General features: G+C 70.1%; 19 protein-coding genes. 3 read left to right on the plus strand and 16 right to left on the minus strand.

Annotated elements, in window-relative coordinates:
* Positions 1 to 10: 10 nt before the first annotated feature.
* From ACWGKS_RS12805 to ACWGKS_RS12820, 4 genes are read right to left on the minus strand one after another with little or no spacing between them, the layout of a single operon-like run.
* Positions 11 to 1,183: an acyl-CoA dehydrogenase family protein gene (locus ACWGKS_RS12805; protein WP_452455638.1), complete on the minus strand. Its 1,173-nt coding sequence runs from the start codon at positions 1,181 to 1,183 to the stop codon at positions 11 to 13.
* On the minus strand, positions 1,180 to 3,291 hold the full coding sequence (locus ACWGKS_RS12810) for an ATP-binding protein (protein WP_452522652.1): 2,112 nt from the start codon (positions 3,289 to 3,291) through the stop codon (positions 1,180 to 1,182). Before ACWGKS_RS12810 ends, ACWGKS_RS12805 begins: the two co-directional genes overlap by 4 nt.
* Positions 3,292 to 3,304: 13 nt before the next feature.
* Positions 3,305 to 4,903 carry an acyl-CoA carboxylase subunit beta gene (locus ACWGKS_RS12815; RefSeq protein WP_358510879.1) on the minus strand — a complete coding sequence of 533 codons (1,599 nt, stop codon included), beginning with the start codon at positions 4,901 to 4,903 and terminating at the stop codon, positions 3,305 to 3,307.
* Positions 4,900 to 6,654, minus strand: coding sequence for an acyclic terpene utilization AtuA family protein (locus ACWGKS_RS12820; RefSeq protein WP_358510876.1), 1,755 nt, complete (start codon positions 6,652 to 6,654; stop codon positions 4,900 to 4,902). Before ACWGKS_RS12820 ends, ACWGKS_RS12815 begins: the two co-directional genes overlap by 4 nt.
* 161 nt (positions 6,655 to 6,815) lie before the next feature.
* Between ACWGKS_RS12820 and ACWGKS_RS12825 the strand changes: the two genes are divergently transcribed.
* Together ACWGKS_RS12825 and ACWGKS_RS12830 are read left to right on the plus strand one after the other, a co-directional pair.
* A complete protein-coding gene (locus ACWGKS_RS12825) occupies positions 6,816 to 7,241 on the plus strand; it encodes a hypothetical protein (protein ID WP_358510873.1) in 426 nt (141 codons plus the stop codon).
* 101 nt (positions 7,242 to 7,342) lie between these two features.
* Positions 7,343 to 7,924: a hypothetical protein gene (locus tag ACWGKS_RS12830; protein WP_358510870.1), complete on the plus strand. Its 582-nt coding sequence runs from the start codon at positions 7,343 to 7,345 to the stop codon at positions 7,922 to 7,924.
* 48 nt (positions 7,925 to 7,972) lie between these two features.
* On the opposite strand, the gene ACWGKS_RS12835 is transcribed toward ACWGKS_RS12830, so the two are convergent.
* The 10 genes from ACWGKS_RS12835 to ACWGKS_RS12880 all read right to left on the minus strand — a co-directional run bounded on the left by ACWGKS_RS12835 (position 7,973) and on the right by ACWGKS_RS12880 (position 19,056).
* The gene (locus ACWGKS_RS12835; protein ID WP_358510867.1) at positions 7,973 to 9,262 is read right to left on the minus strand and encodes a thymidine phosphorylase; all 1,290 of its coding nucleotides are present in this window, start codon (positions 9,260 to 9,262) and stop codon (positions 7,973 to 7,975) included.
* A 72-nt stretch (positions 9,263 to 9,334) separates the two neighbouring features.
* Entirely contained in the window at positions 9,335 to 9,754 is a 420-nt protein-coding gene (locus ACWGKS_RS12840) for a cytidine deaminase (protein WP_358510864.1), read from the minus strand.
* A complete protein-coding gene (locus ACWGKS_RS12845; RefSeq protein ID WP_358510861.1) occupies positions 9,733 to 10,989 on the minus strand; it encodes an ABC transporter permease in 1,257 nt (418 codons plus the stop codon). The genes ACWGKS_RS12840 and ACWGKS_RS12845 overlap by 22 nt, the downstream gene beginning before the upstream one ends.
* Complete coding sequence (locus tag ACWGKS_RS12850) at positions 10,986 to 12,575, minus strand: ABC transporter permease (protein WP_358510859.1); 1,590 nt, start codon at positions 12,573 to 12,575, stop codon at positions 10,986 to 10,988. The genes ACWGKS_RS12845 and ACWGKS_RS12850 overlap by 4 nt, the downstream gene beginning before the upstream one ends.
* Positions 12,572 to 14,173: an ABC transporter ATP-binding protein gene (locus ACWGKS_RS12855; RefSeq protein ID WP_358510856.1), complete on the minus strand. Its 1,602-nt coding sequence runs from the start codon at positions 14,171 to 14,173 to the stop codon at positions 12,572 to 12,574. Before ACWGKS_RS12855 ends, ACWGKS_RS12850 begins: the two co-directional genes overlap by 4 nt.
* A gap of 191 nt (positions 14,174 to 14,364) precedes the next feature.
* The gene (locus ACWGKS_RS12860) at positions 14,365 to 15,420 is read right to left on the minus strand and encodes a BMP family lipoprotein (RefSeq protein ID WP_358510853.1); all 1,056 of its coding nucleotides are present in this window, start codon (positions 15,418 to 15,420) and stop codon (positions 14,365 to 14,367) included.
* Positions 15,421 to 15,762: 342 nt separating this feature from the next.
* Entirely contained in the window at positions 15,763 to 16,494 is a 732-nt protein-coding gene (locus tag ACWGKS_RS12865) for an alpha/beta fold hydrolase (RefSeq protein ID WP_358510851.1), read from the minus strand.
* Positions 16,495 to 16,652: 158 nt separating this feature from the next.
* On the minus strand, positions 16,653 to 16,994 hold the full coding sequence (locus tag ACWGKS_RS12870) for a biotin/lipoyl-containing protein (RefSeq protein WP_358510848.1): 342 nt from the start codon (positions 16,992 to 16,994) through the stop codon (positions 16,653 to 16,655).
* A 5-nt stretch (positions 16,995 to 16,999) separates the two neighbouring features.
* Positions 17,000 to 18,022 carry an alpha-ketoacid dehydrogenase subunit beta gene (locus ACWGKS_RS12875; RefSeq protein ID WP_358510845.1) on the minus strand — a complete coding sequence of 341 codons (1,023 nt, stop codon included), beginning with the start codon at positions 18,020 to 18,022 and terminating at the stop codon, positions 17,000 to 17,002.
* Positions 18,019 to 19,056, minus strand: a complete 1,038-nt coding sequence (locus ACWGKS_RS12880; RefSeq protein WP_358510842.1) for a thiamine pyrophosphate-dependent dehydrogenase E1 component subunit alpha — start codon at positions 19,054 to 19,056, stop codon at positions 18,019 to 18,021. The genes ACWGKS_RS12875 and ACWGKS_RS12880 overlap by 4 nt, the downstream gene beginning before the upstream one ends.
* 750 nt (positions 19,057 to 19,806) lie before the next feature.
* On the opposite strand from ACWGKS_RS12880, the gene ACWGKS_RS12885 reads away from it, so the two are divergent.
* Positions 19,807 to 20,301 (plus strand): Lrp/AsnC family transcriptional regulator, encoded by a 495-nt coding sequence (locus tag ACWGKS_RS12885; protein WP_358516327.1) that lies wholly within the window; start codon positions 19,807 to 19,809, stop codon positions 20,299 to 20,301.
* A 12-nt stretch (positions 20,302 to 20,313) separates the two neighbouring features.
* On the opposite strand, the gene ACWGKS_RS12890 is transcribed toward ACWGKS_RS12885, so the two are convergent.
* Positions 20,314 to 21,987 (minus strand): phospho-sugar mutase, encoded by a 1,674-nt coding sequence (locus ACWGKS_RS12890; protein WP_358516325.1) that lies wholly within the window; start codon positions 21,985 to 21,987, stop codon positions 20,314 to 20,316.
* An 81-nt stretch (positions 21,988 to 22,068) separates the two neighbouring features.
* On the minus strand, positions 22,069 to 22,866 hold the full coding sequence (locus ACWGKS_RS12895) for a purine-nucleoside phosphorylase (RefSeq protein WP_358516322.1): 798 nt from the start codon (positions 22,864 to 22,866) through the stop codon (positions 22,069 to 22,071).
* Between the last annotated feature and the right edge of the window lie 135 nt (positions 22,867 to 23,001).

Raw genomic sequence — 23,001 nt, forward strand, 5'->3', positions numbered from 1 at the left:
CCCTTGAACGTCAGTACGACTTGGGCAACCCCAGGGACTGCTGGGCCACGTAGTTGAGGATCATCTCGCGGCTCACCGGGGCGATCCGGGCCAACCGGGAGGCGGCGATCATCGCTCCCAATCCGTACTCGCTCGCCAACCCGTTGCCGCCCAGGGTCTGCACGGCCTGGTCCACCGAACGCACGCACGCCTCGGCGGCGGCGTACTTGGCCATGTTGGCCGCCTCCCCGGCGCCCGCGTCGTCGCCGGCATCGTAGCGGAGCGCGGCGTAGTGGGTCATCAGTCGCGCCTGCTCCATCTCGATCTTGATCTGCGCGAGCGGGTGCGCCAACCCCTGGTGGGCGCCGATGGGCCGGTCCCGCCACACCACGCGTTCCCTGGCGTAGGAGACCGCCTTGTCGAGCGCGTGTCGGGCGAAGCCGGTGGAGAAGGCGGCCGCCATGATGCGTTCGGGGTTGAGTCCGGCGAACAGTTGTCGGAGTCCGGCCTCGGGATCGCCGACCAGGGCGTCGGCGGGGAGGCGCACGTCGTCCATGAACAGTTGGAACTGGTGGTCGGGGCCGACGATGTCCATCTCGATCCGCCGGGCCTCGAAGCCGGGGGTCGCGGTGGGGACGATGAACAACGCGGCGGACAGCTTCCCGGTGTCGGAGTCCTCGACGCGGCCGACCACGAGCACGGCGTCGGCGACGTCGACCCCGGAGATGAAGGTCTTGCGGCCGTTGAGCACCCATTCGTCACCGTCGCGTCGGGCGGTGGTGGTGAGGCGGTGGGAGTTGGATCCGGCGTCGGGTTCGGTGATGGCGAAGGCCATGATGGTCTCGCCGCTCGCCAACCCGGGCAGCCGGTCTCGTCGCTGCTCGGGCGTGCCGAAGCGGGACAGAACGGTGCCGCAGATGGCCGGGGAGACGACCATCATCAGGGTGGGACAGCCGGCGGCGCCGAACTCCTCCATGACGGCGGCCAGGTCGCCGATGCCGCCACCGCCGCCGCCGTACTCCTGGGGGAGGTTGACGCCCAGGTAGCCGAGTTCGCCGGCCTCCTGCCACAGTTCGCTCATGTAGGCGCCCTCAGCGGCCTTGGCCCTGGTGTACTCGGGGCCGTATCGGGAGGCCAGGGCCGCGACGGCGGCCCTCAGCTCGACGCGTTCGGCGGGTTCGTCGAAGGTCATGGCACCGGTCACGGGTTCGTTCCTTCCTCGCCGTTGGGGGCGGGGTCTGTGGTCGGTTCGGCGTTCGTGTCGTAGTCGAGGACCGCGAGGGGCGCGCCGGCGCCGACCCGCTCCCCCGCCGATACGGGCAGTTCACGGACGGTCCCGGCGGCGGGGGCGGTGACGCGGTGTTCCATCTTCATGGCCTCCATCCGCAGCAGGATCCGCCCTTGGGCCACGTGTTCGCCGACCTCGACGTCCACGGCGGTGACCGTGCCCGGCATGGGGGCCGGGAGTGCGCCGGGGTCGACCCTGGATTCGGGTGAGGGCAGCGGATCGACGGGGACGAGGGCGACCGACCCGAGCGAGGACTCCACGTACACGGAGCCGGTCGTGTCCGGCCGTTGCCCGGGGACCCGGTGGATCTCGAAGGCGCGGCGCACCCCGCGCACCTCCAACACGACCGTTTCCGCCCCGGCCGACAGCACCCGTACCCCTTCCTGTTCGGGCAGGTGGGCGCCGCGCACCGACCGGAACCGCGTAGTGACCTCCCGACCGTCGGAGGTGGTGTGCCTTCGGGTGTGCGGCGCCGAGGGCACGTTGCGCCAGGCGGAGGGGACCCCGGCGGGCACGGTGGCCGTGGAGCGGGCGGCCTCGACCGAGGCGAGTGAGGCCGCCAGGGCGGCCAGGTCCTCAGTGGCGGGGGTGGCCAACGGTGACGCCAGTTCGGTGAGCCGGTCGCCGGTGAGGAACCCGGTGTGCAACCCCTCCGGTCGGGTTTGGGCACCGGCCATGAGGGGGTGGCGCAGGGAACGCACCAGCAGGTCCCGGTTGGTGCCGACGCCGTGCAGGCGGGCTCCGGCCAGGGCGGCGGACAGACGACGCAGGGCGTCGCGGCGGTCGCGGCCCACGGCGATGACCTTGGCGAGCATCGGATCGAAGTCGACGCCGACCTCGTCACCGGTCTCCACCCCGTGGTCCAGCCGCACCCCGGGTTCGGTGAACGGAGTGAAGGAGGTGTCCGTGGCCGGGACGTCGAACGCGTGCAGGACGCCGGTGCGCGGTCGCCAGTCCTCGCGGGGATCCTCCGCGTACAGGCGGGCCTCGATGGCGTGCCCGCGCGGGGCGGGTGGTCCCTCCTTCGGGAGCGGTTCCCCCTCGGCCACGCGCAACTGCCACTCGACCAGGTCGAGCCCGGTGACGCACTCGGTGACGGGGTGTTCCACCTGTAGGCGTGTGTTCATCTCCAAGAAGACGGGTTCGCCCAGTCCGTCGTCGGTGACGGGGACGAGGAACTCGGCGGTTCCGGCCCCGGTGTAGCCGATGGCCGTGGCCAGGTCCTCGGCGGCCCGGTGCAGGCGTTCCCGGATGTCCTCGGGCAGACCGGGGGCGGGGGTCTCCTCCAGGACCTTCTGGTGCCGGCGCTGTACCGAGCAGTCGCGTTCGCCGACCGCCCAGACGGTGCCGTGCAGGTCGGCGAGTACCTGGACCTCCACGTGGCGGCCGCGTTCGACGTAGGGCTCGCAGAACACGGCGGGGTCGCCGAAGGCGGAGGCCGCCTCGGTGCGGGCCGCCTCGACCTCGGTGGACAGGGCCGCCAGGTCGCGGACCACCCGCATGCCGCGGCCACCGCCCCCAGAGACCGCCTTGACCAGCACGGGCAGGTGTTCGGCGCGTACCTCTGTGGGGTCGAGGGCGTCGGCGACCGGGACACCGGCGTCGCGGGCGACCTTCTTGGCGAGGGTCTTGGAACCCATCTGTTCGACGGCCTGCGCCGAGGGGCCCACCCAGGTGAGTCCGGCCTCGACGACGGCGCGGGCGAAGCCGGCGTTCTCGGACAGGAATCCGTAGCCGGGGTGGATCGCGTCGGCTCCGGCGGTGCGGGCCGCCTCGACCAGGGCGTCGGGGTCCAGGTAGGCGTCCACGGGGCCGCCACCCTCGGGGACGGGCAGCGCGACGGCCGCGTCGGCCTCGCGCACGTGGGCCGCGTCCTCCTCGCCCGGCGCGTACACGGCCACGCAGGTCAGGCCCAGGGTGCGGCAGGTGCGGATGATCCTGCGGGCGATCTCGCCTCGATTGGCCACCAGCAGGGCGGTGACGGGGCGGACGGCTCCGGCGGTGGTGGGGTCGATCCTTGTCATGTCCTGGCCTCCTCTACATGCGGAAGACGCCGAAGGCGTCGGTGCCGGCGACGGGCGCGTTGTGCGCGAAGGACAGGCACAGTCCCAGGACCGTGCGGGTGTCGCGGGGGTCGATGACCCCGTCGTCGTAGACCCGGCCGGACAGGAACATCGGCAGGGACTCGGCCTCGATCTGGTTCTCGACCATCTCCCGCATGGCGCGGTCCTGTTCCTCGTCGTAGGGCAGCCCCTTCTTGGCGGCCGAGGCCCGAGAGACGATGGAGATGACCTCGGCGAGCTGTCCGGGGCCCATCACCGCCGAGCGGGCGCTGGGCCAGGCGAAGAGGAAGCGCGGGTCGTAGGCGCGACCGCACATCCCGTAGTGCCCGGCCCCGAAGGAGGCGCCGATGAGCACCGAGAAGTGCGGGACGGTGCTGTTGGAGACGGCGTTGATCATCATCGATCCGTGCTTGATGATGCCGCCCTGCTCGTACTCGGCGCCGACCATGTAGCCGGTGGTGTTGTGCAGGAAGATCAGCGGGGTGTCGGAGCGGTTGGCCAGCTGGATGAACTGGGCGGCCTTCTGTGACTCCTCGCTGAACAGCACGCCGTTCTCGTTGGCCAGGACGCCCACGGGGTAGCCGTGCAGGCGTGCCCAACCGGTGACCAGCCCGGCGCCGTAGGAGGGCTTGAACTCGTCGAACTCGGAGCCGTCGACGACGCGGGCGATGACCTCGCGGGGGTCGACGGGGACCTTGAGGTCGGGCGGCATGACGCCCAGGAGTTCCTCGGCCGGGTGGAGGGGTTCGGGTGCGGTGGCACTCGGGGCGGGGCCGGCCTTGGTGTGGTCGAGCCGGGCGACGATGCGCCGCCCGATCCGGATGGCGTCGTGTTCGTCCTCGGCCAGGTGGTCGGCGAGCCCGGACACCTCGGCGTGCATGCGTGCCCCGCCCAGGGACTCGTCGTCGCTCTCCTCACCGGTGGCGGCCTTGACCAGCGGCGGCCCGCCCAGGAACACCTTGGCCCGGTCGCGCACCATGACCACGTGGTCGCTCATCCCGGGGACGTAGGCGCCGCCGGCGGTGGAGTTGCCGAACACCAGGGCGATGGTGGGGATACCGGCCCTCGACAGGCGTGTGAGGTGGCGGAAGGTGCCGCCGCCGGGGATGAAGATCTCCTTCTGGGTGGGCAGGTCGGCACCGCCCGACTCCACCAGGCTGATCATCGGCATCCGGTTGCGTTCGGCGATCTCCCCGGCGCGCACGGACTTCTTGAGGGACCAGGGGTTGGTGGCGCCGCCCCGCACGGTGGGGTCGTTGGCGACGATCACGCACTCGACCCCGGAGACCACGCCGACGCCGGTGACGACGCTCGCTCCCACCTGGAAGTCGCTGCCCCAGGCGGCGAGGGTGGACAGCTCAAGGAAGGGGCTGCCCTCGTCGAGGAGGAGTTCGACGCGTTCGCGGGCGAGCAGACCACCTCGGGAACGATGGCGTTCGACGTAGCTCTCACCACCGCCGGCCAGGGCCTTGGCGTGTTCGGCGTCGATCTCGGCGAGCCTGCCGAGCATCTCCTCCCGCGCCTCAGCGTAGGCCGGGCCACGGATGTCGAGTCTGGAGGTCAGGACGCTCACGGGTTCTCCTCGGTCTTCGAGGTCGGGAGGTGTTCCAGCAGGGCCACCGGAACGGGGAGGCGGCGCGCGCGCAGCCATTCGCCGAGCCCCTTGGCCTGGGGGTCCAGGCCCTCGCGGCGGGCGGTGCCGGGGGCGAGGATCCCCTCGATCCAGAAGTCGACGGCGCGCAGGTTCGGCAACGGGTGGCGGGTGACGGTCAGCTCCGCGATCTCGGGCAGCAGCTCGCGCAGGACGTCCACGGTGAGGGTGTGGGCGAGCCAGCGCCAGCCCTCCTCGGTGGTGGCCCACACGCCCAGGTTGGCGTGGGCGCCCTTGTCGCCGCTGCGGGCGCCCAACACCAGGCCGAGGGGGACGGTGCGGGTGGGGCCCTCGGGCGGCGGCGCGGGCGGGTCCGGTTCCGGTACGGGGGCGAGCCCGCGGGTGCGTTCGGGCGGCGCGACCGATTCCCGATCACCGTCGGGGGTGATCACGGTGTGCTCGATCTCCGTGGCGGGGACGAGGGCGTGCGTGGCGGTGACCCCGTCGGGGCGCGCGTCACGCGGTGGCGCGGTGATGTGGAACCCGGCGTAGCTGCCGAGGGCGAGTTCGACGGCGGCGGCGCCGAAACGGCGTCCGATGACGGCCGGATCACCGTCACGGACCACGACCTTCAGGCGTGCGGTCGCGTCGTCCTGGGTGCGGCCGTGGGGGTCGACGGCGGGGGTGAACTCGAAGCGCAGCTCCGCGGGCGGACGGTGTTCGAGGGCGGCGCGCATCTGCCGCTCGGCCCGCGCGGCCTTGGCCCGGGCGTCCAGTCCGGTGATGAGGAACTCGACCTCGTTGCAAAAGCCCGTGAGCCGGGTCAGGCCGACCTTGACGTCGGGCGGCGGGTCCTCCCCCACCACCCCGTCGATCCGCACCCGGTCGGGTCCTTCCTGGGTGAGGCGGACGGTGTCGAGTCGAGTGGTGACGTCGGGCCCGGCGTAGCGGGCGCCGTCGATCTCGTAGACCAGTTGGGCGGTGACGGTGCCCACCGTGACCGCGCCACCCGAACCCTCGTGCTTGGTGATGACGCTGCCGCCGTCGGCGGCGATCTCGGCGATGGGGAAGCCGGGGTGGTCCAGGTCGCGGCCGGCGAGCTCGTCGATCAGCGCGTAGTTGCCGCCGGTGGCCTGGGTGCCGCACTCGATGACGTGTCCGGCCACGGTCGCGCCGGCCAGGGCGTCGAGGTCCTCACGGGTCCAACCGAAGTGCGAGACGGCCGGGCCCACCACGAGGGACGCGTCGGTGACCCGCCCGGTGACGACGATGTCGGCGCCCAGGTCCAGGCAGCGGGCGATGCCGAACGCGCCGAGGTAGGCGTTGGCGGTGAGCGGGTGCCCGAACTCGAATTCCTCGGCACGATGCAGGACGTCATCGCCGGTGACGCAGGCGATCCGGGGCTCGAAGCCCAGTCCGTCGGCGAGTTCGGTGAGCTTGTCGGCCAAACCTCGGGGGTTGAGTCCTCCGGCGTTGGTGACGACCCGGACCCGGCGCTCCATGATCAGCCCCAGGCACTCCTTCATCTGTTCGAGGAAGGTCCTGGCGTAGCCCCGGGCGGGGTCGGTCAGTTGGTCGCGGCCGAGGATGGCCATGGTGAGTTCGGCCAGGTAGTCACCGGTGAGGACGTCCACCGTGCCTTCGGTGAGCATCTCGCGCACCGCGCCGAGGCGGTCTCCGTAGAACCCGGAGGCGTTGCCGACCCGCAGGGAGGGGGCTGCTGTAGCGGTCATGGAAACGAGGGTGACACCGGACACAGGAAAAAACAAGCATCTGTGCTTGTTTCTGATTCGCCCGGTTCAGAACCCCTATCCGATGAAATGGCCGGAACCGGACGCGATCATCCCGTTACGGAGGGCGTCTTCCGGGACATGGGGCCGGTATTTTGACGCGGGTGAGCACCTCCTCAGAAGACACCAAGGACACCACCCCCACCTCCGAAGCCGCCGAGGACGGCGCGGGCGAAGCCTTCGTCGCCGGTGTCCCCGAACCCCGACCGGCCGGCCTGTTCGGACCCGAGACCTTCAGCGTGGCCGGGCTCCTGCTACTGGCCACCACCCTCTTGTCCACCGAGCTGGTGGCGATCTTCAACCAGCACACCCTGACCGGTGCGCAGGGCACCCTGAGCGCGGCGGTCCAGGGGCAGCTGACCGGCGCCGGCCTGTTCTCCGCCCTGGCCGTGGTGAGCGCCGCCGTGGCATTGCTGCGCGCCGCGCCCACCACCCGCCCGTGGGCACGCCACCTGGCCGCGGCCACGGTCATCGTCGGTCTGCTGCTGGTCCTGCTGACCGTGACCTCCTACGTCCTGCTCTCCCCCTGACCCCTCCATCCCCGGGCCGGAGGCCCCTCCGGCCCGGATCCCTACGCCCACCAGGCGATTCTTAGGCACTGCTTATACGCACCCACGGGTACGTTGGCCGCGTGAGTACCGCACCGGAAGACAACACAGCATCCGAGAACACCACGACCGAGACGGACGAGTCCGCCCGGCCGAACTTCGAACCGGCCGGGGCCACGACCGCGACGGACGAGGAAACGCCCTACGAGACGGTCGAGGGACACGACCCCGAGCAGGAAGGGGACCCGAACGTCGACGACGCGGAGCACGGCGTCGCGGCGACGTCCGATCCGCGTCCCGGGGGCGCCTTCTCGGCGGAGACCTTCGGCATCATCGGCCTGGTCCTGCTCGGCGTGACCATCATGTCCGGGCAGCTCCTGGAGATGCTCACCAGCATGATCCTGGTGAGCGGCCAACCCATAGCGCCCGAGCAGATCGGCCACATCGAGCTCCAGCTGATGATGGGCGGCGCGGTGGCACTGCTCGCGGTGCTCTTCGCGGGCCTGTCGCTGGCGCTGGTCAACCCGGGAACCCGCCCGTGGGCCAAGTGGGGCGCGACCGCCACCGTGATCGTGGGACTGCTGTTCGTGATCATCGCGGCGGTGGCCTTCTACATGGTCCCCGAGGCGGCCGAGCAGCAGATGATGCCGCCGATCATGGATTGACCACCCGATCCGCCGGGGCCCGCCATGGGCCCCGGCCGGGCTCCGGACTCAGGCCGCGCGGTCGATGACCAGCGGCCTCGGGGTCCACTCGTCGGCGCCACCGATGTCGCAGGCGCCCTCCAGCGCCTGGGCGGCCCACTCGAAGCGCTCGGCCTCGTCGGTGTGCAGGGTGAACAGCGGTTCGCCCGCGACGACTTCCTCGCCCGGCTTGGCGTGCAGGGTCACTCCGGCGCCGAAGGACACCGCGTCCTCCTTGCGCGCCCGCCCCGCGCCCAGTCGCCAGGCGGCCAGGCCGACCTGGTAGGCGTCCAGGCGGGTGACCGTGCCCGTGGCCGGGGCGAGCATCACGCGGCTCTCCGCGGCCTCGGGCAAGGGCGCGTCCGGGTCGCCGCCCTGGGCCCGGATCAGGTCCTTCCAGGACTCCAGGGCGCTGCCGTCGCGCAGGGCCTCGGCCGGGTCCTTGATCCCGTTCTCGCCAGGGGTGAGCCCCGCGGCGGCGAGCATCTCCCGGGCCAGGGCCACGGTCAGCTCCACCACGTCGGCCGGTCCGCCACCGGAGAGCACCTCCACCGCCTCGGCCACCTCCAGGGCGTTACCGACCTGGCGGCCCAGCGGGCTCTCCATGTCGGTCAGCAGCGCCACGGTACGCACCCCGTGGTCGTTACCGATGTCCACCATGGTGCGGGCCAGCTCGGTGGCGGCGGTCAGGTCCTTCATGAACGCGCCCGATCCCACCTTGACGTCGAGCACCAGCGAGCCGGTGCCCTCCGCCAGCTTCTTGCTCATGATGGAGGCGGAGATGAGCGGGATGGACTCGACGGTGCCGGTGACGTCGCGCAGGGCGTAGAGCTTGCGGTCGGCGGGCGCCAGTCCGGCACCGGCCGCGCAGATCACCCCGCCGGTGTCGACGATGACCCGCCGCATCTCCTCGGTGGACAGCGACGCCTTCCACCCCGAGATCGACTCCAGCTTGTCGAGGGTGCCGCCGGTGTGGCCGAGCCCACGTCCGGAGAGCTGAGGCACGGCCGCCCCACAGGCCGCCACGGTCGGGGTCAGCGGCAGGGTGATCTTGTCGCCCACCCCACCGGTGGAGTGCTTGTCGGTGGTGGGTCGGGCCAGGTCGGAGAAGTCCAGGCGTTCCCCCGAGCCCAACATGGCCTCGGTCCAGCGCGCCACCTCGGCGCGGTTCATCCCCTTGAGGAAGATCGCCATGGCAAGCGCCGACATCTGTTCCTCGGCGATCTCGCCACGGGTGTAGGCCGCGATCACCCAGTCGATCTGTTCGGGGGTGAGCTCCACCCCGTCGCGCTTGGCCCGGATGATCTCGATGACGTCCATGTCATGTCCCTTCCAATGACGTCTCCCCGGCCACGCGGGGCGGGGCCGGGGAGACGCCTTGCGATCGACTGATCAGGTGAGGTTGTGCGGTCCGAACGCCTGGGGCAGCACCCGCTCCATGGGGAGGATCCCCTCGGGGGTGTCCAGGAGCATCTCGGGACCGCCGTGTTCGTACAGCAACTGGCGGCAGCGCCCGCACGGCATCAGGGCCTCGCCCTGTCCGTCCACGCACGCGAAGGCGACCAGCCGGCCTCCCCCGCCGGCGTGCAGGGCGCTGACGAGCCCGCATTCGGCGCACAGGCCCACGCCGTAGGAGGCGTTCTCCACGTTGCAGCCGCTCACGACCCGGCCGTCGTCGACCAGCGCGGCCGCGCCCACCGGGTACTTCGAGTAGGGCGCGTAGGCGCGCGTCATGGCCTCCCGGGCGATCTCTCTCAGCGCCGCCCAGTCCACGCTCGTCTCGGATCCGCTCATGATCGGCTCGCCCTCCATTGCTTGCCCACCCCGGCGGGTGCCCGCAGCCGTTGCGAGGCCAGGGACAACACCAACAGGGTGGCGATGTGCGGGCTGTAGGTGGCCAGCTCGCGCGGCAGCGAGTCGGTGCTGAAGTACCACAGCAGCAGCACGACCGCGGTGAGGAAACCGGCGATGGCGATGCCCTTGCGGTCCTTGCGCACCTGCCAGACGGCCACCACCAGCAGCACCACGGCCAGGAGCAGCAACAGGGCGTGGATGGCCGCGCCGCCGCCGCGCACCTGGAGGGCGTCGGTGTAGCCGAACAGGCCCGCGCCCATGGCCAGACCACCCGGACGCCAGTTACCGAAGATCATCGCGGCCAGACCGATGTAGCCGCGGCCGCCGGTCTGCCCCTCCTGGTAGATCTGCGAGGCGACGATCGCCAGGAACACCCCGCCCATACCGGCCAGGCCACCGGAGACGACCACGGCGATGTACTTGAGGGTGTACACCGGCACGCCGAGGGACTCCGCGGCGTCGGGGTTCTCGCCCACCGACCGCAACCGCAGACCGAAGGTGGTCTTCCACAGCACCAGGTAGGTGATCGGGATCAGCAGGATGGCGATGAGGGTGAGCGCGGACATGCGGGTGGTGAGCCCGATGACCAGCGACGCCAGGTCGCTGACCAGGAAGATCCCACTCTGGGCGACGGGGGCGAGGGCCTCGGGCAGCCACGGAACGTTCAGGGTGGGGAACGACGGCGCCACCGGGGACTGGGCCGCGCCCGCGCCGGGGATGTCGGAGTAGATCAGGATCGACATGTAGCGCATGGCGCCCAGGGCCAGGATGTTGATGGCCACACCGGACACGATGTGGTCCACGGCGAAGGTCACCGTGGCCACCGCGTGCATCAGACCACCGAGCATGCCGCCCATGGTCCCCGCGAGCAGGCCGATCCACGGGTTGTCGAAGCTCCACGCGAAGTAGGCCCCGAACCAGGTCCCGAAGATCATCATGCCTTCGAGACCGATGTTGATGATGCCCGCGCGTTCGGCCCACAGACCACCGAGGGCGGCCAGACCGATCGGGACCGCGAAGGTCAGCGTGGTGCGGACGGTGCCCGCGTCGGTCAGCATGTCCTGGCCGGTGATGACCCGCAGGCCCGCCAGGGACACGAAGACCGCCATCAGCAGGGTGAGGACGCGCCAGCGCGCCCACCCCTTGGGCCGGCGCTTGGTCACCGACTCCATCACGTTGAGTTCCTGGCTCACTGTGCCTCCCCACCGCTCTTGTCGTCGGTGCCGTCTTCCTTGGAGCGGCCGGGGACGCTGTCGTCACCCTCGTCGGAACCGTTCTCCGGGCCGTGGGACACGGCCGCGGGCTCCGGTGTGGTCTCGATCGTCTGACCGAGCTGCCTGCCGATCTGCTGTTGCTCGTAGCGACGGCCCCAGCGGTGGACCACCTCGTAGACCACGACGACCGTGAGGACGATAGTGGCCTGCGCGATGACCGCGATCTCCTGGGGGATGCCGTCGAAGGGCAGGATGCCCGCCGCCTGGTTCAGGAAGGCCCAGAACAGGGAGGCGAAGACGATGCCCACCGGGTGGTTGCGGCCCAGCAGCGCGATGGCGATGCCGATGAAGCCGATCCCGGTCGGGAAGTCCAGGGCGTAGTAGTGGGAGCTGCCGAGCAGCTGCGGCAGGCCCACCAGTCCCGCGACCATGCCGGAGAAGAGCATGGACAGGAAGACCATCTTCTTGACGTCGACACCACTGGCCTCGGCCGCCGTCTTGGACTGGCCGGTGGCCCGCAGCTCGAAGCCGAACCGGGTGCGGTTGAGCATGATCCAGTAACCGATGCCGACCGCGACGGCGAGGAAGATCAGACCGAAGATCTCCCGCTCCGAACCGAGGAAGGTCGCCGGGATACCGGGGACCCAACCGGACTCGGGGATGGGCGGGGTACCGATGTTGTTGGTGCTGATCTCGACCGCGAGACGCCCCTCGGTCAAGAGGTAGGCGGTGATGCCGGTGGCGATCGAGTTGAGCATGATCGTGGAGATCACCTCGGACACGCCACGGGCGACCTTGAGGTAACCGGCGATGCCCGCCCACACGCCACCGACCGCGACCGCGGTGACGATGACGACGAACTGGCTGATCACCGGCGGCAGGACCAGGTAACCGCCGACCGCGGCCGCCAGCAGCGCCGCCAGTCGGTACTGACCGTCGACGCCGATGTTGAACAGCTTCATCTTGAAGCCGATCGCCACGGCCACGGCGGCCAGGTAGTAGGTGACACCGTCGTTGATGATCTGCACCATGCTGTTGGGCCTGGTGCCGTACTCCAGCATCCGCTCGAAGGTGGCCAGCGGCGTGATGCCGCTGAAGTACAGCACCGCCGCGGTCACCGCGATGGCGAGGATCCCCGCGGCGAACACCGCGGCGAAGGACAGCGCCAACATGGTGGACAGGCGGTGGAACAGCAGGAACGCCAGCGCCGCGCCGATGGCGGCACCGATCAGGGCCGCGGCCCACTCCTGGAGTTGCAGGTCCAGCAGCCAGGCGGACAGCAGGCCCGACACCACGGCCAAGAGCAGCGCCGTGGGCACCACCAGGGTCTTGTGGAGGGCGGTCCCCTCCTCCTCTGCGCCGCCGGATCCGGCGTCTCGCGCGTTGGAAACCAGTGGGGCGGACCAGGCCACGAAGCCGAAGGCCACCACCACGCCGATGATGATCGCCACCCACCACAGCAGCGCCAGGTCGAGCCCCGCGGTGACCCCGGCGCCCAGGACGACCGCGATCGCGGCGGCCACGGGCCCGGACATGGTCATGTCGGGGCGGGGAAGCTTACTCATGCGCCGCCCTCGTTCTCTTCTTCGCCGGTACGGTCGCCCGCACCGGAATCGCTTTCCCGGTCGCCCGGCAGGCCGGCGCCGGTCATGGCGGAGCCGAGCTGTTCGGGGGTGACGTCGGTCGGGTCGGCCTCGGCCACCAGACGGCCCCGCAGGATGACGTGCAGCGTGTCGGACATGCCGATCAGCTCGTCCAGGTCCGCCGAGATCAGCAGCACGGCCAGGCCGTCGGCCCGGGCCTCGCGCAGCTGCTCCCAGATCGCGGACTGGGCGCCCACGTCCACGCCCCGGGTGGGGTGCGCGGCGACCAGGAAGCGCGGTTCCCCGCTCATCTCCCGACCGATGATGAACTTCTGCTGGTTACCGCCGGAGAGCGCGTCCGCGATGACGTCGATGCCGGGGGTGCGCACGTCGTACTCGGCGACGATGCGCTCGGAGTCCTGCCTGGCACCGGCCCTGTTGATCCAGGGTCCGCGGACGCTGGGTTCGCGGGTCTGGTGACCGAGGACGCGGTTCTCCCACAGCGGGGACTCCAACAGCACACCGTGGCGGTGTCGGTCCTCGGGGATGTAGCCGACGCCCGCCTCACGGATGCGCAGCGTGGACCACGAGGTGACGTCGTCCTCCTCCAGGCGGATGTGGCCGGAGGAGACCCGACGCATGCCCATGATGGCCTCGATGAGCTCCGACTGGCCGTTGCCCTCGACGCCCGCGATGCCGACGATCTCACCCTTGTGGATGTCCACGGAGACGTCGTCCACGACCTTGCGGCCGTCGGCGGAGGTCACGGTGATCCCGTCCAGGGACAGGACCACGTGATCGGTGACGGTGGACTCGCGCAACTCGGGGACGGGCAGTTCGCCACCGACCATCAGTGTGGCCAGTTCCCGCGCGGTGGTGGTGCGCGGGTCCGCGGTGGCGACGGTGGTGCCGCGTCGGATGACGGTGATCTCGTCGGCGACCGACAGGACCTCGTCGAGCTTGTGCGAGATGAAGATGACGGTCAGGCCCTCGCGCTTGAGTTCGCGCAGGTTGTCGAAGAGTTCGTCGACCTCCTGCGGGACCAGGACCGCGGTGGGCTCGTCCAGGATGATGGTCTCGGCGCCTCGGTAGAGGACCTTGAGGATCTCCACGCGCTGGCGGTCGCCGACGCCCAGGTCCTCCATCAGGCGGTCGGGTTCGACCCCGAGACCGTACTGGCCGGACAGGGCACGGATCTGTTCACGGGCCTTGTTGCCGATGCCATGACGGCGTTCGGCGCCCAGGACCACGTTCTCCAGGACGGTCAGGTTGTCGGCGAGCATGAAGTGCTGGTGCACCATGCCGATGCCGTTCTTGATCGCGTCGGAGGGCGAGTGGAACCGCACCTCTCGACCCTTGACGTGGATGGTGCCCTCGTCCGGCTTGTGCATGCCGTACAGGGTCTTCATCAACGTGGACTTACCCGCCCCGTTCTCGCCGACGATGGCGTGCACGGTACCGGGAGCCACGGTGATGTCGATGTCGTGGTTGGCCACGACGCCGGGAAAACGCTTGGTGATCCCGCGCAGCTCAACGGCGGCGGGTCCATTCGACCCGCCGCCCGATGGCGTGCTGCTCATCAGACTCCTCTTGGGGAACTTGCGGCGGGGCGCGGGCGGGCCGGGGTACGGCCACGTCCGGACACCTTCGTCGCGGTGCGGCTACCGGGCGGAGCCGAAGGGGGTCTGCGCCCCCTCCGGCTCCGTTCCTCGTGACCGGTGTGGATCACGGCGCGGGCCCGGTGCCCGCTCAGTGGTGGGTTCCGTGCCCATCAGGGCTCGGTGGGAACCTCGATGTCACCGGCGATGATCTGCTCCTTGAGCTCGTCGAGCTCCTCCTGCAGCGGAGCGATCGCCTCTTCGTTGGTGGTGGTGTAGTCCACACCGCCCTCACTGAGGTCGAAGCGCTGGATACCGCCCTCGACGCTGTCCTCGGTGGCGGCCTTGATGAGCTCGAACACCGAGAGGTCGACCTGCTTGATGGCGGAGGTCAGCACGTGCGGCTTCTGCTCGTCGTCGGCGTTCTCGTACTGGTCGCTGTCGACACCGATGAAGGTGAAGTCGTTGTCCACGGCCGACTCCAGGACACCGTTGCCGGAGGCGCCGGCGGCGTGGTAGATGACGTCCGCGCCACGGTCGTACTGGGCCTGGGCGACCTCACGGCCACGGGCCGGGTCGCTGAAGCCGCTCATGTCCGGCGGCTGGCTCAGGTAGTCGATCTCGACGTTGACGTCCTCGTTCACGTGCTCGACGCCCGCGCTGAAGCCCGCCTCGAACTTGTGGATCAGCGGGGTCTCGACACCGCCGACGAAACCGACGTGGTCCTCCTCGGTGGTCAACGCCGCGGCGGCGCCGGCCAGGAAGGAGGCCTGCTCCTCGGCGAAGACCAGGCTGGTGACGTTGTCGATCCCATCGATCTCGGAGTCCACGATCGCGAAGTGGACCTCCGGGTACTCGGGCGCGACCGCCTGGATGGCGGCGTCATAGGCGAACCCGACCGCGATGACGACGTCATAGCCCTCATCGGCCATGGTGGCCAGACGCTCCTCCTTGGCGGAGTCCGGCTCGCCGTCGGACGGCTCGAAGTCCTGGGTCTCCACACCCAGCTCCTCGGCCGCCTGCTCCAGGCCTCGGAACGCGGAGTCATTGAAGGAACGGTCGCCGCGACCACCGACGTCGTAGGCCAGGCCCACGCGTACTTCGGAGGTCTCGTCTCCGCCTTCGGCACCGCCGTTGTCGCCGTCTTCGACCGCGCTGTCGCACGCGGTGAGTGCCAGCATGCCCGCCGCGGCGACCGCGGCGAACTTGGCTGCGTTACTACGCTTCACTTGGGTAACTCTCCCCTTCGCCCTCTCAGCGGTGCCGCATTCCGCGCGGGACCGGCCTGAGTTCTGCAGCCGGACGATATCCCGTTGCGGAAAGTACACCTAACCCAGGGTCGGAGTTGTTATGAAGGCGAGAGCCAAGTGACACGGGGCCTTACTCGAAAGTTGCCGAGGGCGCTCCGGGAGGGGCCGCCCGTTCGGCCTTTCTCGGTTTTCGACCCCCCTCTTCCCTGGCAGAACACGAGATTACGACCGGTTGTACCGCACCCCTCACCTTTGGTCACACACCCACGTGGAAGCCGGCCGGTCTAGACCGGCCTGACCCAATATATCGGGCCCGACCGCTCAGCCGGCGAGGAAGTCCACCGCGGCCTGCTTGAACACCCGGGAGGAGACCGCGTTGGCGTGGTCGCGCCCGGGGATCTCCACGAAGACGCCCTCGCAGGAGGCGGCCAGGTCGGTGACACCCTCGGCCACCGTGTCCTTGACCCCGGCCACCAGCAGGATCGGCACGCCCTCGGGGCGGGGTTCGACGGTGAAGGGATCGGCGGCCTGACCCCGCGCACAGGCGGCGAGCGCTTCGGGGTCGTTGCCGGGTAGCCCGCCGACCGCGCGGAAGACGTGATCGAAGGGGGCGTCCCCCGTTCCGGGTTCGCCCTCGCCCAGGCCGGCCAGCGCGTCGACCGGGCCGAACCCGCCCAACACCAGGCGGCGTACGCGCTCGGGGGCGGTGAGCGCGAGCGCCCAGGCAAGCCTGGACCCCATGGAGTAGCCGACCACGTCGACGCTCGGCAGGCCGAGCTCGTCGAGGAGCCGCAGAAGGTCGGCGACGAAGTGTTCGGGCAGATAAAGCCCGCTTTCGGTGGGTTTGTCACTGCCCCCGTGGCCGCGCAGGTCCGGGCCGATCACCCGGCGCCCCTCGGTCTCCAGTGTTCGGAGCCAACCGGTGGCCCGCCAATTCATGTCGAAGGAGCTTCCGAAACCGTGCAACAGAAGCACCGGAACGGAGTCACTCGGTGCCTGCGGCGACAAATCCGCATAGCTTATTGTCACGTCTCCGACGAGATTCGCTGTCATGAATCGTTCCGCACCTTTCCCGGTTCGGGTATTTCACCAAAGAGAACGGAGACCCATTCAGATGTTCCTCTGAGTGAATGGTCGAGACAAGGGCTCTCACTCGTGTCGACATCCGAACGGGTCTCCGATGAGGATGGGGCTTGGGACCGATGGGTCGGTCAGTCCGTCGGGGGCTTGAGGCGGACCCTTCGTCGCGGTGCCGCCTCCTCGGTGGGCACCTTGCCGACGATGCCGGCCCGCGGTGCCTCCTCCACCTCCACCGCGAAGGTCACCAGTGGGTCGCCGACGGGAACGATCCCTTCCTCCTCCGCGTGCAGCTCCACCACGCGTCCGGCCTTGGGCGAGGGGATCACCACGGCGGACTTGGTGGTCTCCACCTCGACCAGCGGGTCGTTGCGGCCGATCACGTCGCCGACCGCCACCTGCCACTCCAGTACGGTCGCCTCGACCAGTCCCTCCCCGAGGTCGGGAAGGGTGAAGGTGATGTTCTCTTGTGCCATGTGGGCTAGTACTCCAGGGTTCGCTGGACCGCGAGCAGGACGCGGTCGATCGTCGGCAGGTACTGGGACTCCAGGGGGCCGGCCGGGTAGGGGACGTCGAAGCCGGTGACCCGCTGGACCGGGGCGGCCAGTTCGCGGAAGCAGCCGTCGGTGATCAGGGTGGCGACCTCCGCTCCGAGCCCCGCGGTGAGCGGTGCCTCGTGGACGACCACGGCGCGCTTGGTGCGCGAGACCGAGGCCACGAGCCCGGCGGCGTCGATGGGCTTGAGCCAGCGAAGGTCCAGGACCTCCAACTCCACACCGTCCTCGGCCGCCAGTTCGGCCACCCGCACGCACTTGTGCACCATGGCGCCCCAGGCGACGAGGGTGGCGTGTCGGCCCGGGCGGACGATCCGACTGGTTCCGATGGGGTCGGTGGGCTCGCTGAGCCGGACCGGTCGGCGGTCCCAGTAGCGGGCCTTGGGTTCCATGTACACGACCGGGTCGTCGGAGCGCACCGACTGCAACAGCAGGCTGTAGGCCTCGCCCGGGTCGGAGGGGGCCACGACCTTCAGGCCGGGGGTGTGCGCGAAGAGCGCCTCCAGGCTCTCCCCGTGGTGTTCGGGGGCCTGGATGCCACCGAAGGAGGGCAGCCGCAGGGTGATCGGCATGGGCGTGGCGCCGCGGGTGCGGTAGTTCATGCGCGCCACCTGGTTCACGATCTGGTCGATGGCGGGGTAGGCGAAACCGTCGAACTGGAGCTCGGGGACGGGCCGCAGTCCGTTCATGGCCAGGCCGACCGCCATGCCCATGATGGCGGACTCGGCCAAGGGGGTGTCGAAGACACGCTGCTCCCCGAACTCCTTCTGAAGCCCGTCGGTGACGCGGAAGACACCGCCCAGGGCGCCGACGTCCTCACCGAAGACGAGCACCTTCGGGTCCTCGGCGAGCAGGACGCGCAGGGCCCGGTTGATGGCCTGCTGCATGGACAGTTCGACCGCCTCGCCCCGCGGATCCGGGGCGGCGGCGCGCTCGATCAGCTCGGTCACAGCTCGACCTCTTCCTGCCAGGTTCGGTGCTGCCGGGTGAGTTCCTCCGTGGTCTCCCGGAACACGTGGGTGAACAGTTCGGAGCCGTGGGGCTCGGGGGCCTCGGCGACACCGTCGCGGATCTCCTCGGCCCGTTCGGCGGACTCGGCGTCGATCCGGTCCAGGTCGGCCTCGTCGGCGTGACCGGCCTCGACCAACGCGGCGCGCAGCAGTGTGAGGGGATCGCGTTCGCGCCAGCGGGCGGCCTCCCCCTCGTCCCGGTAGCGGCCGGGGTCGTCGGAGGTGGAGTGCGGTTCGACCCGGTAGGTGAGGGCCTCGATGACGGTGGGGCCGCCGCCCTCCCTGGCCCGCTGGACGGCCTTGGCGGTCGCGGTGTAGACCGCGCCGACGTCGTTGCCGTCCACCAGGACGCCCTCGATGCCGTAGCCCTGGGCGCGCGCCGCGATGGAACCACCGGCGACCTGGCGGTGGTTGGGCACCGACAGCGCCCACTGGTTGTTCTGGCAGAAGAAGATGACGGGCGCCGTGAAGACCCCCGCGAAGTTCATGGCCTCGTGGACGTCGCCTTCGGAGCTGGCGCCGTCGCCGAAGTAAGCCATGGCAACGCCCTCGCCACCTCGGAGTCTTTCGCCGACCGCCCAGCCGACGGCGTGCGGCACCGGTCCGCCCACGACCGCGTTGACGGCGCCGAATCGGGAGTCCATGACGTCGTATAGGCCGCCGTGCCACAGGGCTCGGTGGGTGGCCATGTAGCCGACCATCTCGACTCCGTAGGCGAGGGCGGCGGCCATCTCTCGGTAGGTGGGGAAGACGAAGTCGCGGGTGGGATCGAGCGCGGTGGCCCCGCCGACCTGTGCGGCCTCCTGTCCTCGGACGGAGACATAGGCGGGGAAGACGCCCTGGCGTTGCAGGGCGATGGCCTCGGTGTCCAGGTCTCTCGCGGTGCGCATGTCGCGATAGAGACCGCGGGTGAGTTCGGGTGACAGGTGTTCCACTGTGATGGAGTCCTGGCCCGTCGACTCTCGGGGTGGCATGGCGAGCGGCTCCCAACATGGCCTTTGGGCGCGCGGTGGCACGCCACCGGGCTCGGGGTGGTCACGTTCCTGCCCTCGATTCTCCGCACGACTGGACGGTTCCGCTAGATACAGCCGAACAGTCGAGACGTTCAAGCACATTGAAAGCAGAATCGTTCGCTGATGTCCAAGATTTGAGGTCCAGAGAAGCGGAAAACGACACGCTACGCCAAACATCACGAATCATGATCAACCGCCCGTGACGCGGGCCGTCCGACACGGCGGCCGACGATCGCTCGCCGGCACCCCGTTCGCCCCGGAACGGACACCGACGCGTTGCGATCCGAACACGAGGGGTGCCTGAGCGGCACCGGGCCCCGTACCTTCGGAACCCCGCCCACTGGAGTCGTTGCATGTCCACACAGTTACGACAAATAGCACCGAAATGGCCGATTCGGCGAGAAAATATGTCTGATTCAGGACACCGCGGTGTAGTTACCGACCAGTCGGGGGAAACCCACCACTCATCCCGCGCGTCAACCATGAGTACAGTCGATCGTCCACCAACGCGTTCGCCGCTTGGTGATTCGCACAAGAGTTCCGGAGCGCATCCCCCGTCCCCCGACCCTCATCGCCCGAACCCGCGCCCGTATCTCGCCGACTGAGATTTCAATGGACGAGAACAACGTTCACCTGGTATTTCCTTAGCTCCCTGTCAACGTTGACAGCAAGGAGCCGAGCACTACGACAAGAGCACACGAGGAGCACGCAATGGCCATGGGCGACCAGCGCAGGAACGGCCGGCGGCCGGACTCGACCGACCAGACCATCCTGAGCGCTCTCGCCAAGGACGCTCGAACCGGCATCACGGAGATCGCCGCACTGGCCAACGTCTCCCGCGCGACGGCCTACAACCGGATCAAGCGGCTCACCGATGAAGGCGTCATCCGCGGCTACTCCGTGGTGACCGACCACTCCAAGATGGGTCTGGGCGTCACCGCGCTCGTGCTCATCTCCGGCAGCCAGCCCGACTGGCGCGCCAACCGGGAGATCCTCTCCTCCTACCCGGAGATCGAGTACTGCTGGTACGTGGTCGGATCCGCCGACATCGTCCTGCTCGTCCGGGTCGCCAACACCAACCAGTTGCGCGATCTGATCCTGACCCGGCTCCAGGCGCTCCCCGGAGTCACCTCGACCCAGACCCTCACCGTCATAGACGAGGTCGTACACCGCCCCGTCGTCGAACCCACCGAGGACGCGGAGTGAACCCCGCCCCGATCATCCCCTGACCACTTCGGCGACCGAGGCCATCAGCTCGGACAGCACCTTCGAGCCCTGCGCGCGGATGGCCGCGACGTCGCCCCCGACCCCCGACACCACCTCGGCGTAGGCCTTCAGCTTGGGTTCGGTACCCGAGGGGCGCAGCGTGACCCGCCCCCACACCGCGCCCTGGAGTTCGAAGCGCAGCGCGTCCGTCGGCGGCAGCCCCTCGTGACCGCCGGCGAAGTCGACGACCCCCGACACCTTCAAGGGACCGAACGCGGTGGGCGGTTCGGCGCGCAACCGCCGCATCGCCGCGGAGATCTCCGACAGGTCCCGCACCCGCACCGAGAGCTGATCACTCAGGTGCAGGCCGAACTCGCGGGCCTGCTCGTCGATCAGGTCCAGGAGGGTTCGCCCTTCGCGCTTGGCCGTCGCGGCCAGGGCCATCGCCATCAGCGCGGCACCGATCCCGTCCTTGTCCGCGACCGGCCTCCCGGTGTCGCCGCCCACGCAGTAGCCCAGGGCCTCCTCGTAGGAGAACACCCGCCGCTGTCCCGGCGCGCCGGCCCTGGCCAGCCACTTGAACCCGGTGAGGGTCTCCTCGTAGTGCACGCCACGGGCGCGGGCGATCTTCTCCAGCAGGCTGGAGGAGACGATGGAGGTGGCCACGACCCGTTCGGCACCGTTGGTGTGGTCGAGGACGTACCGCGCGAGCAGCCCGCCCACCTCGTTGCCGGTGAGCATCCCGTATCCGGGGACCCCCAGGGCGAGCCGGTCGGCGTCGGGGTCGTTGGCCACGATCAGGTCCGCGCCGGTCCGCTCGCCCAGGGCCAACGCCAGATCCATGGCGCCGGGTTCCTCCGGGTTGGGGAAGTCCACCGTGGGGAAGGCGGGGTCGGGTTCGAACTGTTCGGCGACCACCGTGGGGGCGACGAACCCGGCGCGACGGGCCGCCTCCACCAGCACCCGGCCGCCCACACCGTGCATGGCCGTATAGACCACCGACAGGTCCCGGTCCCGGCCCAGGGGCAGCGCGGTGACCGCGTCCAGATAGCGCTCCAGCGCCTCGGGTCCCAACACCGTCCAGTCCCGCCCCGACGGCAGGTCGCCCACGGGACCGACCGCGTCGATGGCGGCGGAGATCTCTGCGTCCACCGGGGAGACGATCTGGCTGCCGGCGTCGTCCCCGGGACCGCCCACGTACACCTTGTAGCCGTTGTCCTTGGGCGGGTTGTGGCTGGCGGTGACCACGATCCCCGCGTCCGCGCCCAGGTCGCGCAGGGTGTACGCGAGCACCGGGGTGGGCAACGGCTCCGCCAGCAAGGACACGCGGTGACCGGCCCCGGTGAGGACGGCGGCGCTGTCGTGGGCGAAGTCCGCCGACCGGTACCGGGCGTCGTAACCGATCACCACGTGCTTGCCGCCCTTCCCCAGCCAGGATGCGATGCCCGCGGCGGCGCGCATGACCACCACCCGGTTCATCCGGTTGGGCCCGGCCCCGAGCTCACCGCGCAGACCGGCCGTGCCGAACTCCAGCTTGGTGGCGAACCGGTCCCCCAGGTCGGCCAGGGCGGCGTCGTCCCCGGTCTCGGCTCGGACGATCAGGTCGGACAGTTCGTCCCGGGTGACGGGGTCCGGGTCCTGGGCGTACCAGTCCCGGGCCCGGGCGAGGAGTTCGGTGGCGGTCAAGGCAGAACCTTCCGGATGGAGCCGCTGATGGTGGGGCGTGCCGATGATCTCGCCCGCGGTGCCGCGGGCGAGATCGTTCGGTCAGACCTTGGCGACGATGTCGGCCAGCACGCGACCGACGGCCTGGGCGGAGTCGCGTCCGGTCGCCAGGACCTCCTGGTGGTCGAGGTTGGCCCCCTCCAGACCCGCGGCGATGTTGGTGACCAGGGACAGGCCGAGCACCTGGGCGCCGGCCGCGCGGGCGGCGATGGCCTCCAGCACGGTGGACATACCGACCAGGTCGGCGCCCAGGGCCCGGAGCATGCGGACCTCGGCGGGCGTCTCGAAGTGCGGGCCGGGCATGGCCGCGTAGACGCCCTCGCGCAGGTCCGGGACCACGTCATGGGCGATCGCGCGCAGTTCGGGGCTGTAGGTCCGGCTCAGGTCGACGAAGTCGGCACCGGACAGCGGCGACTTCGCGGTCATGTTGATGTGGTCGGAGAGCAGCACCGGGGAACCGACGGCGTAGTCGGTGTTGATGCCGCCCGCGGCGTTGGTGAGCACGATCTTGCGGGCCCCGGCGGCGACGGCGGTGCGCACACCGTGCACGACGGAGTCGGTTCCGTGGCCCTCGTACAGGTGGGTGCGGCCCAAGAACGCGAGGATGTTCCGGTCGCCGTCACCGATGGAGCGAATGGTGCCGCTGTGGCCGTCCACGGCCGGTTTCAGGAAACCGTGCAGCTCCGAGGAGGGCAGCTCGTGCTCGGCGTCGCCGAGCAGGTCGGCGGCGGGCGCCCACCCCGAGCCCATCACCAGGGCGATGTCGTAGCCGTCCACACCGGTACGTTCACGCAATTCGGTTGCGGCCTGCTCGGCGGCGGCCTGGGGTGTGCGAGTCACTGCGGGTTCTCCGTTCGTCGGTGGTCTGCGGCGTGGGGGGGGGGGGGCCGGGGCGGGCGCCCCCCCCGGCCGGGGCGGGGGGCGGCGGGCCGCCCCGCACCGCGGCGGGGGGGGCGGGGCGCGGCGCGCGGGGTG

The sequence above is a fragment of the Nocardiopsis sp. NPDC055879 genome, assembly GCF_053615935.1.

What these genes read in the sequence shown, in the direction of transcription:
- ACWGKS_RS12810 (WP_452522652.1), bottom strand. Translation starts at nt 3,291, where the DNA reads ATGACAAGGATCGACCCCACCACCGCCGGAGCCGTCCGCCCCGTCACC.
- ACWGKS_RS12820 (WP_358510876.1), bottom strand. Translation starts at nt 6,654, where the DNA reads ATGACCGCTACAGCAGCCCCCTCCCTGCGGGTCGGCAACGCCTCCGGG.
- ACWGKS_RS12835 (WP_358510867.1), bottom strand. Translation starts at nt 9,262, where the DNA reads ATGGACGTCATCGAGATCATCCGGGCCAAGCGCGACGGGGTGGAGCTC.
- ACWGKS_RS12840 (WP_358510864.1), bottom strand. Translation starts at nt 9,754, where the DNA reads ATGGAGGGCGAGCCGATCATGAGCGGATCCGAGACGAGCGTGGACTGG.
- ACWGKS_RS12850 (WP_358510859.1), bottom strand. Translation starts at nt 12,575, where the DNA reads ATGAGTAAGCTTCCCCGCCCCGACATGACCATGTCCGGGCCCGTGGCC.
- ACWGKS_RS12855 (WP_358510856.1), bottom strand. Translation starts at nt 14,173, where the DNA reads ATGAGCAGCACGCCATCGGGCGGCGGGTCGAATGGACCCGCCGCCGTT.
- ACWGKS_RS12865 (WP_358510851.1), bottom strand. Translation starts at nt 16,494, where the DNA reads ATGACAGCGAATCTCGTCGGAGACGTGACAATAAGCTATGCGGATTTG.
- ACWGKS_RS12870 (WP_358510848.1), bottom strand. Translation starts at nt 16,994, where the DNA reads ATGGCACAAGAGAACATCACCTTCACCCTTCCCGACCTCGGGGAGGGA.
- ACWGKS_RS12880 (WP_358510842.1), bottom strand. Translation starts at nt 19,056, where the DNA reads ATGCCACCCCGAGAGTCGACGGGCCAGGACTCCATCACAGTGGAACAC.
- ACWGKS_RS12885 (WP_358516327.1), top strand. Translation starts at nt 19,807, where the DNA reads ATGGCCATGGGCGACCAGCGCAGGAACGGCCGGCGGCCGGACTCGACC.